We start from the raw sequence: 12364 nt of genomic DNA, 5'->3' as shown, positions 1-12364 counted from the left end.
AAAATAATCAGCCAATAAAAAAGTGTAGCCAAATTCTATTACGAGTTGACTACACTTTTATCACAACTTATGAATCATCTGTTGTATTTACTTCCAGTATTTTAACTTCGAAGTCTGTCCAATGCCCACATTAAAACTATTGGTTGGGTCGAGTTTTTGATAATGCTGTTTTAACGCAGGTTTCGCCACATATAAATGACCAACGTTGTGCTCCGCTGGATATTCAGCACCACGATCATCCAGTAAATGCCACATTTGATGCTCCATCGCCAAAGGATCGACGCCTTTTTTGACGATGTAGTCTTGATGGAACACATGACATAAGAAATGACCGTAATACAGTTTATGCACGATCATCTCGTCCATTTCTTTAGGCAAGGTTTCTACCCATTCACGGTCATTACGACGCAAAGCAATATCCAGCGCGACAATATCTTCCACTTCACTGCGGTGGGTATCACGATAACGAATCGCAGCGCCCGCGACAGCAAAGCGATGTAAAAAGGCTTTTCGCCCTTCTTCATCCGTACAATGGAAAAAATTGCCTGTCGTACGTTGAGCGAAATAGCCGCTCAGGAACTGTTTCACTTGCTCCACATCCTGATTTTCAATACGTAAAATCAGATGATGTTCGTAAAGATCACGAAATTCATTCATACGTTTTGGTAAATGATTCGGCATAAACTTGGTGATCAATTGCAGAACTTTATCGGATAATCCTTTCAAGCCTACTTTTTCCAAATAACCATCAACTTTGTCCTTCATGGCAAAGGCAGCAGGCACTTTGGCAGTCCCAAATTTTTCAATAAAGACAAAAGTATCTTTACCGTATTCTGCACCAATGTCATATGCGACGCGGTGAATGTATTCCCCTGCAATGGGTAATCGCGGTAAATCTTTCAGTAAAAAACGACGAATTTCGGTCAAATCATCCTGTGCATTGGTGCCCACATAAAACACCTGACTTGGAATCTTCTCGAAGGTATCTAGTCGAACTGCAAACACACAAATTTTTCCTGCTGAACCAGATGCTTCAAACAAGCGAGATGGATCGGCATTAAATCGTGCAGGGGTCGCTTCATCCACTTGTTTGACATCATGGGCATAACGCTGGTCAGATGCACAACAGCTTGGATTATGCTGCACGTCAAGCATTTGATATTGCTGGTTTTGTAGACGAGATAGGATTTCTTCAGGCGTAGTACCTAAATCCACCCCCAAATGGTTAATCAGCTCCAGTTGCCCCGATTCATTGACTCGTGCATAAAGTGCCAGCTCAGTATAAGCAGGGCCACGACGTACCAAGGCACCGCCTGAGTTATTACACACACCACCCAATACAGATGCACCAATACAAGAAGACCCAATCACCGAATGTGGTTCACGATTAAATGGCGCCAGTTCTTTTTCCAAACGATCTAACGTTGCTCCAGGCAGACAAATCACTTGCTGCCCATCACGAATAATTTGAATGCCTGCCAAACGTCGCGTGCTCATTAGTACCACAGGGCGGTCATAATTATCGCCAAAGGGGGTTGAACCACCTGTCAAACCTGTATTGGCCGCTTGCATAATTACAATACAATCCGCATCAACAGCAGCTTGTAGGACTTGCCATTGTTCAAGTAATGAACCCGGTGCGACAACAGCCAACACTTTTCCCGCACCATAGCGACGACCTTGTCGGTATAAACGTGTGTCTTTATCTTCGGTTAAAACGTGTTGTTTACCGACAATAGCGATGAGCTTTTGAATGGTTTGCTGTGCAACTGATTGCATGAACATATTTCTAATCCTTTTCTAAAGTCATTTTGAGCTACTCACCGCTCTTTTAATGCGCTTTAAAAATATCGTAATAACTAAAACATTTGATACACGAAAACGTCATCCGTTGCTGTTTGAGGCAGACTGAAATATGAACCTTATGTTTCTGCGAGAGATTAGTTCATTTTGTTATTTAACGAGTTCAACGGGTGACAAATGCCTTTGGTTACTTTGGGCAAAACCAAAGTAACAGCTAAGCTGCAAGTAGTTGCTTTTTAATGATAAGACTCCGTCTAAACTCGCCTTGTTGGAATTTCTTATGTATATGATTAACAGATACTTAGAGAAAAACTAAAAAAGCGAAACTATTTTTTTGGAATCTATAAATTCTCAAAATCTCCCCTAACCCCTCTTTATTAAAGAGGGGAGAACTTCTTCTTATCAAAAAAAAGAGTTCGGGTAGATCATCACTCAGCCAATTCTCGCTCTAACCTCACCAAACAGTCAGACGTAATATCTGCAATGGTTTTTGCCCCTGTTAAGGTCATGGCAACACGCATTTCTTTATCAATCAATTCTAAAAGATTGGAAACACCTTCACCGCCTGCTGCACCTAGAGCATAAACAAAGGCACGACCGAGCATACACGTGTCCGCACCCAATGCCAGCATACGTACAACATCTAGACCATTACGAATACCTGAATCTGCGAGGATTTTAATATCGCCCTTGACTGCATCGGCAATTGGCGGAAGCGCACGTGCCGAAGATAAAACACCATCGAGCTGACGACCACCATGGTTTGACACCACAATCCCATCTGCACCGAAACGTACTGCATCTTTGGCATCTTCAGGATCTAGAATTCCTTTAATGACCATTGGGCCATCCCAGAACTCACGGATCCATTCTAGATCTTTCCATGAAATAGATGGATCGAAGTTAGAACCCAACCAACCAATGTAATCTTCGAGACCCGTAGGCTTACCTAAGTATTTAGAAATATTACCCAAGTCATGTGGACGGCCCATCATGCCGACATTCCACGCCCAATGTGGATGGAAACACGACTGCATATAACGACGCATTGCTGCATTTGGACCACTCATACCCGAGTGGGCATCACGGTAACGCGCACCCGGTACAGGCATATCCACGGTAAATACCAAGGTTGAACAGCCTGCCGCTTTAGCACGTTCCAAAGCATTTTTCATGAAACCACGGTCACGCAGCACATAGAGCTGAAACCACATTGGACGCTGAATCGCAGGCGCAACTTCCTCAATTGGACACACTGAAACGGTAGAAAGCGTAAATGGAATACCCTTTTTATCTGCTGCAACCGCAGCTTGAACTTCACCGCGACGCGCATACATGCCTGTTAAACCCACAGGAGATAATGCAACAGGCATCGACAAAGTTTCATCAAACAGTTTGGTTTCTAAACTTAACTGCGACATGTCGTTCAGTACACGCTGGCGCAAAGCAATTTTTGATAAATCTTCTACATTACGCTTCAGGGTATATTCTGCATACGCACCACCATCAATGTAATGGAATAAAAATGGTGGTAAACGACGTCGTGCCGCTTCACGGTAGTCATTGGCAGAAGAAATAATCATGCTTATATCCTGTTTAATCGACTGGCGCGCTGACGACGAGCTTCTTCTTCATCAATCATTCGCACCTGTTGTACTACAAACTCAATGTGTCCACAGACTGCTTTACGTGCAGCTTCTGGATCACGACGTTCAATTGCATTCATGACTTGAAAGTGCTGATCATGCAATTGATCAAAACGGTGTGCTTCGCTATAGACTTTTCGGCGTCCCAAAGCGACGTTGAACTGCAACAAATCGAACAGACCACGCATCATCTGAATCAAGACCAAATTATGAGACGCTTCAGCAATCGCCAAATGAAATTTTGCATCTGCACGAGCCGCCTCGTCGTCATTTCCCAAAGCCTGAAAATGATTAATCTGATCATAATGATATCGGATGTTCACCAAATCTTCTTTGGTTGCGCGTTGTGCTGCATACCACGTCGTCCCGCCTTCTAAAATAATGCGCGCCTCTTGCACATCAAATCGATAAGCAGGATCTTCACTCATCAAATTACTGATCGGTTGTACGATTTGATAACTGGACCACGTTGCTGGTAATTGTTTTAAAAAAGTCCCCGCCCCCACTTTGCTGACCAACATACCCATGCTGGTCAGTTGCGAAATAGCCTCTCTTAAAGAAGAGCGAGAGACTTGAAGCTGTTCACACAGTTTTCTTTCAGCAGGCAGACGGTCTCCAACTTGCATATTGCTTTGTTCAATCAATACACGCAGGCTTTGTACAGCTTTATCGGAGACTTTCATCTGCTTTCCTTAACGTTGATACACAATTTGTGTTATGGAATCATCCATGGGAACACATAAGCTTGTAGGGTGATCATAATACCCATCATAATTGTGAACGTTATACTGTGTTTTAAGGTAAAACGGAATAAATCAGACTCTTTACCAACAAGTCCTACCGCTGCACACGCAATCGCAATTGATTGCGGTGAAATCATCTTACCAGTCACACCACCACTGGTATTTGCTGCCACCAGTAAAACTTCTGGCACCCCAATTTGCTGAGCTGTAGTGGCTTGAAGTGCTGAAAATAGTGCATTGGCAGAGGTATCTGAACCTGTGAGGAATACACCCAACCAACCCAAGAAAGGTGAGAAGAACGTAAATGCCGAACCCGTATGTGCAAGAGCCAAAGCCAAGGTCGAAGACATACCTGAATAGTTTGCGATAAAAGCAAAAGACAACACCATACCAATTGAATAAATTGGTACTTTCAACTCATTCAGGGTTTCACCAAAAGTCACCACAGCATCTTTCGGTTTCATCTTCAAATAGGCAATGGTGATCAATGCTGCAATAAAAATCGCAGTTCCTGTTGCCGAGATCCAATCAAACTTGTAAATCGCGTCATAGTCTTTAATTTCAGCAACTACAGGTGGCATTTTTTGAATCATTTGATGCAAAAATGGCACTTTGATTGAAATCACGAGATCATGCAATGCACCGTCTTTGGCAAATAAATCCTTAAACGGTTTCACACTCCAGATCGTTACCATCACAGTTAAAATCGCGAATGGAGACCATGCTTTAGCAATTTGGCCAACGCTATATTTTTTCTGTTTTTGTGCTGCAACATCTTCATTCATATTTGCGTCTTGATCTGCAAAACGGAAAATATGCTTCGGCTGCCAGTATTTAAACAAAATTGTTAAAGAAACCAAGGATGCAATTGCAGCCGTAATATCTGGCAATTCTGGCCCGACAAAGTTCGAGGTTAAATATTGCGCAATTGCAAAGCTACTTGCACCCACAATAACCGCTGGCCATGTTTCTTTAATACCGCGCCAGCCATCCATAATCGCCATAATCCAGAACAGCACGATTGGTACCATAAATGGTAGCTGACGACCCACCATTTGACTGATTTCCATCGTATCGACACCAGACACTTGTCCCGCAACGATAATTGGAATACCCATCGCACCAAAAGCCACAGGTGCAGTATTTACGATTAAACACAGACCTGCTGCATATAAAGGTTTAAAGCCTAAACCTACTAATAGTGCTGCGGTAATCGCCACAGGTGCACCAAAGCCTGCTGCACCCTCTAAGAAGGTACCAAAAGCAAAACCCACCAACAGCATTTGTAAACGCTGATCTTCAGTAATCGAAAGAATAGAAGAACGAATGATGTCGAACTGGCCTGTCTTCACTGAAATTTTATACAGGAATACAGCGCCAATAATGATCCATGCAATCGGCCATAAACCGTAGAGGAAACCATAGGCCATCGATGCGAATGCCATCAGCACAGGCATCTTATAGGCAAATAAAGAAACAAGAAGTGCAAGTACAACGGTGATCGTACCTGCCACACTGCCTTTTAAACGGAATACCGCGAGCGCCAAAAAGAAAAAGATAATCGGAATCAGTGCAATTAGACTTGAAATCCAAATATTCCCCATAGGGTCATACATTTGCTGCCATTGAAGCATTGTCATCTCCTTGAAATGCTTACTAAGATTTAATTTTGAGCATATTATTGGTACTTTTACTCATATTGGACAGACCAATATAAGCAACTGTAAAGAGAAACAAACCAATAATGACTTATACTTGGCTTATTTTGATTTAAAACGAAGTAAAACTTCAATTAAAAGTTGATTTTGGTATGACCAATATTTTCAACTTTTACAAACCCGATCATATTTCAATCAAATTCACATTATTGTTTTTACTTATTTTTTTATGAAAATATAGCTAATTTTAGACTTTAGTCTAATAATATAAAAAATAATCACCCCACTCAAACCTAGCTTAATACGCAAAAATTGGAAAAATCACACAATATTGGTAATACCAATTTAAAACCAAACTAACCGAACCCCTTTATTGATTAATTTACAGCCCAAACATCTTCTAGAAAGACAAAAATTGAGCACACAATATAGAAACCGATTTTATCCAGAATTTTTTCAGCAGTATCGATATGTACATGAGCTTTAATATTTTTAAAGCGTTATGATTTTTTAGAAAAACCATTTGGAAAAGTGCTACAATCGCGGACATATGTATTCTTTCAGGCCACCCATTCTCGGTGCCTATATTTATATCGTTAGGATTAACAATGACTGATAATGCAACTATCTTGCAGAATGTCCCAGTTGGCAAAAAAGTTGGTATTGCCTTCTCTGGTGGTCTAGATACTTCAGCTGCACTTTTGTGGATGAAACAAAAAGGCGCAGAACCTTATGCTTATACAGCAAACTTAGGTCAGCCTGATGAAGACGACTACGATGCGATTCCAAAAAAAGCGGAAGCTTACGGTGCAGTAAAAGCACGTCTAGTAGACTGCCGTTTACAGCTTGCACTTGAAGGTATTGCGGCGATTCAGTGTGGTGCATTCCATATCAGCACTGGCGGTATGCCATATTTCAACACGACTCCGCTTGGCCGTGCAGTAACAGGCACCATGCTTGTTACCGCGATGAAAGAAGATGATGTAAACATCTGGGGTGATGGTTCAACATATAAAGGAAACGATATTGAACGTTTCTATCGTTATGGTTTGTTGACCAACCCTGCACTTAAAATCTATAAACCTTGGTTAGACCAAACGTTTATTGATGAGTTAGGTGGCCGTGCTGAAATGTCACAATTCTTGATCGACAACGGCTTTGACTACAAAATGTCAAAAGAAAAAGCCTACTCAACTGACTCAAACATGTTGGGTGCAACTCACGAAGCAAAAGATCTTGAATACCTCAATGCGGGTATCAAAATTGTTGACCCAATCATGGGCGTTGCGTTCTGGAAAGACGACGTAGAAGTTAAAGCTGAAGAAGTATCGATTACTTTTGAAGAAGGCTTCCCTGTTGCAATCAATGGTCAACGTTTTGAAAATCCAGTCGAATTTATTCTTGAAGCGAACCGTATTGGTGGTCGTCATGGTCTAGGTATGTCTGACCAAATCGAAAACCGTATTATCGAAGCGAAATCTCGTGGTATTTATGAAGCACCGGGTATGGCCCTTCTTCATATTGCTTACGAGCGTTTAGTTACTGGTATTCATAACGAAGATACCATTGAACAATACCGCATTAACGGTTTACGTTTAGGTCGTTTGTTATACCAAGGTCGTTGGTTCGATTCTCAAGCACTTATGTTGCGTGAAACTGCACAACGTTGGGTTGCTAAAGCCATTACGGGCACAGTTACTTTAGAATTACGTCGTGGTAATGACTACACCATCATGAACACCGAATCTCCAAACCTCACATATGAAGCTGAGCGTTTAACCATGGAAAAAGGTGATTCAATGTTTACGCCGATGGATCGTATTGGTCAGCTTACTATGCGTAACCTCGATATTACAGATACACGTGCAAAACTCGGCATTTATACAAACTCAGGTTTGTTAGCTGTAGGTACTGGTTCTGCAGTTCCACAATTGAAAGACAAAAACTAAGTTTTCAATTGCTGAATACCTAAAGAAAAAACCGTCCTAAGTTGGCGGTTTTTTCTTTTAATGAGTCACGCCCTGCCCGTATTGATTCTTCGCAGATGAAATAGCCTCAATCAAAGAACTGATTGCTTTTGACATTTCTTAATCACACAAAAACAATAAAAAAGCCTTTTTTATTTACCAGAATTAAGCCATTTATCTGTAATTCAGCTTAGCATTACAGACTGATATAGATTATCATCTGATTTATTTTTTAGTCCGAAATCGCCTTGAATACGATTACTCTTTTGCAGCCAGACGATTGGCATGCCCACTTACGTGACGGCCTTGCCCTGAAACGCACTGTTCCAGATTTAGCTAAGCAATTTAAGCGTGCGATTTGTATGCCAAACCTTGTTCCACCCGTAAAAACTGTGGAAGAAGCGCTTGCTTATCGTGAGCGAATTATGGCGCATGTGCCTGAAGGTAACGCATTTGACCCGCGTATGGTGCTGTATTTTACTGATAGCACGCCTGCAAGCGAAGTCAAAAAAATTAAAGACTCTGAGTTTGTTAATGCCATCAAGCTTTATCCTGCGGGTGCAACCACCAACTCGGACAATGGCGTAAGCGATATTCGTAAAGTGTACGCCGTGATTGAGCAACTTGAAGAACATCAAGTACCATTACTGTTACACGGTGAAGTCACACATAATCACGTCGATATTTTTGACCGTGAAAAACGTTTCCTAGATGAAGTTTTAGCACCACTATTAAAACAGTTCCCGAAATTAAAATTGGTACTTGAGCACATTACTACCAGCGAAGCTGCGCATTTTGTGTTAGAACAAGACCGTAATGTTGCTGCAACAATTACGCCTCAACATTTATTGTTCAACCGTAACGACATGTTGGTGGGCGGGATTAAGCCTCATTTCTACTGCTTGCCAATTTTAAAGCGCCAAACACATCAACAAACCCTGTTGGAAGTGGCAACCAGTGGCAATCCTAAATTTTTCTTAGGCACAGACAGTGCACCACACTCAAAAAATGCCAAAGAAAATGCCTGTGGTTGTGCGGGTTGCTATAGCGCACCAACAGCAATAGAACTGTATGCTCAAGCTTTTGACCAAGTAAACAAACTCGAACGCCTGGAAGGCTTTGCCAGTCTTTTTGGTGCAGACTTTTATGGTCTTCCGCGTAATACTGAAACCATTACACTGGTTAAAGAAGAGCAAGTCATTCCTGAAAGTTTTGATTATTTAGATGGTGACAAGATTATCCCGCTTTATGCAGGTAAAACCATCCAGTGGAGAAAAGTGTGACAAATGAAACTCTACCAGTAATTGGTCAGCGTTTCCGTGGATTCTTACCTGTGGTAGTCGACGTCGAAACTGCAGGTTTTAATTCGCAAACTGACGCGCTGCTAGAAATAGCTGCGATTCCAATTATTTATAATGCTGAAGGCCAATTCGTTCCAGGTGAAGCCCATCATGCACACATCAATCCATTTGCAGGTGCCAATCTGGATCGACGCTCATTAGATTTTATTGGCATTGATCCATTTAATCCTATGCGTGTTGCAATGGCAGAAGATGAAAAATCAGCACTAAAACGTATTTTTAAAGCCGTGAATGACGTTCGTCGCCAACAAAATTGTACTCACGCGATTTTGGTCGGTCACAATGCGCACTTTGATTTAGGTTTTGTTCAGGCTGCGATTGCGCGTACTGGCACTAAAAATCAAAATCCATTTCACAGCTTCTCTGTGTTTGATACAGTGACTTTAAGTGCCATTACCTTTGGTCAAACGGTACTTGCCAAGTCATGTATTCAAGCTGGAATTGAGTTCGATGGCAAAGAGGCACACTCGGCTTTGTATGACACTCGAAAGACTGCTGAACTGTTTTGCTATATTTTGAACAAACTGTCCCCACACCTACTTGACACCATGGTGGCGGATCAATAAGATACCGCCATCTTCTAAACGTCCCTATCGTCTAGAGGCCTAGGACATCGCCCTTTCACGGCGGTAACCGGGGTTCGAATCCCCGTAGGGACGCCATCTATTTGCACTCGCAAAACTTTAATTTTAAAATTTCCATCTCATTCTATTCTTAAGCATTGTTTATACTGTTGTCTTTATTTTTCCCGATTGACCCATGTTAAAGAAAATATTACTGGTTTTACTCATTCTTTCTCCTTCTGCTGTTTATCTCTATATTGCCAATGAACAGCAAAAACCTACACCACCCACATCTAATGCGGTAAAGTCAGATAAAGCTCACACACCATACCCAACGCCTGAACATTAAATTTGCTGGGTGCTTTCGTTTTTCTATGAATCCATCCTATTGAAATTTCGGTTTTCTCCATATCAAATACATGCAATCTAATTAAACCGACTCTCAGAGTCACATCAAAACCTTCATGCTTAGGCCATCAAATGAATTTAGCATTCCCCCACCAATAAAAAAGATAGATCTAGCATGTCGAAAAACGTAAAAAATTGCGTTATATCCTGCAAGTAAGACATTTTTTACACAAACAAACCCATTTTTTAGAAATATTGTAATAACATATTTGACAGTAAAGAAAAAAATACATAATATACGCATCACCTCGCAACGTCCCTATCGTCTAGAGGCCTAGGACATCGCCCTTTCACGGCGGTAACCGGGGTTCGAATCCCCGTAGGGACGCCATCTATCGTTTATACGATCATTCAAAACGCATAATTCATTATTATTCGATTGCAGATTTGTAGTTTTGCACTACAATAGCGCGCTTCATTATTCTATTTTCTCTCTCTTATGCAGTCATCTCAATCTCCGAATGATGCTATGCATCAGGGCAATTCTGCGCCTTTAAAACGCGCTATGAGTACTCGACATCTGGTCATGATTTCACTTGGTGGTGCAATCGGTACTGGTCTGTTTTTAGGGTCGGGTGAAGTCATTGCACAAACGGGGCCTGTAGGTGCCATCATCGCTTATATTTTAGGTGGAATTATTGCCTATATGGTGATGCTATGTCTGGGAGAACTTGCGGTACATATGCCTGTATCGGGTTCTTTCGGTGCTTATGCACAAAAGTATATTGGTCCAGGGACAGGCTACACAATTACATGGTTATATTGGCTGACTTGGACGGCAACGCTCGGTACTGAATTCACTGCTGCTGCTTTGCTTATGCAAGAATGGTTTCCCCATATATCAGTCTGGATTTGGACGCTCATATTTGCTGCCATTATTTTTAGCTTAAACATGAGTTCAACCCGACTGTTTGCTGAATCAGAGTTCTGGTTGTCTCTGGTCAAAGTCGTCACTGTCATCAGTTTCATTATTTTGGGTTTATTGGCCATTTTTGGTGTGCTGTCTTTTCAAGGTTATAGCTCTGCACCTTTGTTTAGTAATTTGACCGCAGAAGGATGGTTTCCACAGGGCTTCTTCCCTATTTTTGCGACCATGCTGATTGTGAACTTTGCCTTTTCAGGCACAGAGTTAATTGGTGTTGCGGCAGGTGAAACTCAAGACCCAGCGAAAAATGTGCCTAAAGCGATTAATGCAGCCATTTGGCGCTTATTAATCTTCTTTGTTGGTACGATTGTAGTCATTAGCGCACTGCTTCCACATCAAATGGCGGGCTTAGGCGGTAATGGCGTGAGCAGCAGTCCCTTTGTAACGGTGTTTAACTATATTGGCATTCCACATGCAGAAGACATCATCCGCTTTGTGATTATTACCGCGCTTCTTTCAGCGGCAAATTCAGGCTTATATGCTGCTTCACGTATGATGTGGTCTTTATCTTACAAAAAGCAACTGCCTGAAGTGTTCTCTAAGTTAAATCATAAAGGCATTCCTTTTGTTGCCATTATTGTCACCATGTTTGGTGCAATTCCGGGATTGCTGTCTGAACAATTTGCGCCTGAAACCATTTTCAAAAACCTACTCGGTGTCGCTGCATTTACGATGGTCGTGGTGTGGATGAGCATCTGCTTAAGCCAGTTCAATTTCCGTCGCCAATGGTATAAGCAGGGTCGTACTGCGAAAGAATTAGGCTTTGCAGCACCACTATTTCCAATTGTGCCAATTTTAGGTTTTACATTCTGTTTTATTACTGGCATCAGTATGGCAGCAGACCCTGAAATGATTGCAGGCTTTATTGGCTGTTTAATCTTTATCGCCTTGTGTTATCTAAGTTATTATATTTTTTATCGAAAGCAAAATTAACACATAAAAAAGAGTGGTCAAGTACCACTCTTTTTTTAAGCTAAATATAAACAATGTTCTCTATAAAAAGCCTGACCCTGTATGAAAATCATTTTTATTCACGGTATAAATCAACAAAATTATGATGAAGAGACTTTAAAACAGCATTAGTTAAATTTATTTAAAACTGGCTTGAGTCATACCGAGCAAAATATCGAACTTAAAGCACTAGATATCAAACTCCCTTTTTATGGTGATTTACTCACCAAACACCAACTCAATAACAGTTTAGATTTAAACACACTGCTTCCTAAATCACTGTCGCATTTACATTTTCCTTTTCATCTCTGGCATAACACATCAATTGTTCAAGAACAT

General features: G+C 41.4%; 9 protein-coding genes and 2 tRNA genes. 7 read left to right on the top strand and 4 right to left on the bottom strand.

The window, feature by feature from the left end; genetic code table 11:
* Nucleotides 1-87: 87 nt before the first annotated feature.
* From dld to lldP, 4 genes are all read right to left on the bottom strand, one after another.
* Nucleotides 88-1785 (bottom strand): D-lactate dehydrogenase, encoded by a 1698-nt coding sequence (dld, locus tag M5E07_RS04560; RefSeq protein ID WP_434087794.1) that lies wholly within the window; start codon nt 1783-1785, stop codon nt 88-90.
* 446 nt (nt 1786-2231) lie between these two features.
* Nucleotides 2232-3386: an FMN-dependent L-lactate dehydrogenase LldD gene (lldD, locus tag M5E07_RS04555; protein WP_116762315.1), complete on the bottom strand. Its 1155-nt coding sequence runs from the start codon at nt 3384-3386 to the stop codon at nt 2232-2234.
* 2 nt (nt 3387-3388) lie between these two features.
* Nucleotides 3389-4132: a transcriptional regulator LldR gene (gene lldR / locus M5E07_RS04550; protein WP_116762313.1), complete on the bottom strand. Its 744-nt coding sequence runs from the start codon at nt 4130-4132 to the stop codon at nt 3389-3391.
* Nucleotides 4133-4164: 32 nt separating this feature from the next.
* On the bottom strand, nt 4165-5832 hold the full coding sequence (gene lldP / locus M5E07_RS04545; RefSeq protein WP_252222429.1) for an L-lactate permease: 1668 nt from the start codon (nt 5830-5832) through the stop codon (nt 4165-4167).
* Between the two features lie 626 nt (nt 5833-6458).
* On the opposite strand from lldP, the gene argG reads away from it, so the two are divergent.
* The 7 genes from argG (at nt 6459) to M5E07_RS04510 (ending at nt 12007) form a co-directional block, all read left to right on the top strand.
* The gene (argG, locus tag M5E07_RS04540) at nt 6459-7799 is read left to right on the top strand and encodes an argininosuccinate synthase (protein ID WP_116762308.1); all 1341 of its coding nucleotides are present in this window, start codon (nt 6459-6461) and stop codon (nt 7797-7799) included.
* A gap of 266 nt (nt 7800-8065) precedes the next feature.
* Nucleotides 8066-9100, top strand: coding sequence for a dihydroorotase (gene pyrC / locus M5E07_RS04535; RefSeq protein ID WP_116762306.1), 1035 nt, complete (start codon nt 8066-8068; stop codon nt 9098-9100).
* Nucleotides 9085-9744: a ribonuclease T gene (gene rnt / locus M5E07_RS04530; protein WP_165815716.1), complete on the top strand. Its 660-nt coding sequence runs from the start codon at nt 9085-9087 to the stop codon at nt 9742-9744. Before pyrC ends, rnt begins: the two co-directional genes overlap by 16 nt.
* Nucleotides 9745-9764: 20 nt before the next feature.
* Nucleotides 9765-9840, top strand: a tRNA-Glu gene (locus M5E07_RS04525).
* A gap of 97 nt (nt 9841-9937) precedes the next feature.
* Complete coding sequence (locus M5E07_RS04520) at nt 9938-10090, top strand: hypothetical protein (protein ID WP_252222426.1); 153 nt, start codon at nt 9938-9940, stop codon at nt 10088-10090.
* A gap of 314 nt (nt 10091-10404) precedes the next feature.
* A tRNA-Glu gene (locus M5E07_RS04515) sits at nt 10405-10480 on the top strand.
* Nucleotides 10481-10588: 108 nt separating this feature from the next.
* Nucleotides 10589-12007, top strand: a complete 1419-nt coding sequence (locus M5E07_RS04510) for an amino acid permease (RefSeq protein ID WP_252222423.1) — start codon at nt 10589-10591, stop codon at nt 12005-12007.
* The last annotated feature ends 357 nt before the right edge of the window (nt 12008-12364 follow it).

Source organism: Acinetobacter tibetensis, from assembly GCF_023824315.1.
In the GTDB taxonomy this organism is placed as follows: Bacteria; Pseudomonadota; Gammaproteobacteria; order Pseudomonadales; family Moraxellaceae; genus Acinetobacter; species Acinetobacter tibetensis.
Note: the sequence above shows the minus strand (reverse complement) of the source record. Positions and strands in the feature narration are given on the sequence as shown.

Excerpts from the sequence above, each read along its gene's own strand:
- dld (WP_434087794.1), bottom strand. The coding sequence starts at position 1,785 with ATGTTCATGCAATCAGTTGCACAGCAAACCATTCAAAAGCTCATCGCT.
- lldD (WP_116762315.1), bottom strand. The coding sequence starts at position 3,386 with ATGATTATTTCTTCTGCCAATGACTACCGTGAAGCGGCACGACGTCGT.
- lldR (WP_116762313.1), bottom strand. The coding sequence starts at position 4,132 with ATGAAAGTCTCCGATAAAGCTGTACAAAGCCTGCGTGTATTGATTGAA.
- lldP (WP_252222429.1), bottom strand. The coding sequence starts at position 5,832 with ATGACAATGCTTCAATGGCAGCAAATGTATGACCCTATGGGGAATATT.
- argG (WP_116762308.1), top strand. The coding sequence starts at position 6,459 with ATGACTGATAATGCAACTATCTTGCAGAATGTCCCAGTTGGCAAAAAA.
- M5E07_RS04520 (WP_252222426.1), top strand. The coding sequence starts at position 9,938 with ATGTTAAAGAAAATATTACTGGTTTTACTCATTCTTTCTCCTTCTGCT.
- M5E07_RS04510 (WP_252222423.1), top strand. The coding sequence starts at position 10,589 with ATGCAGTCATCTCAATCTCCGAATGATGCTATGCATCAGGGCAATTCT.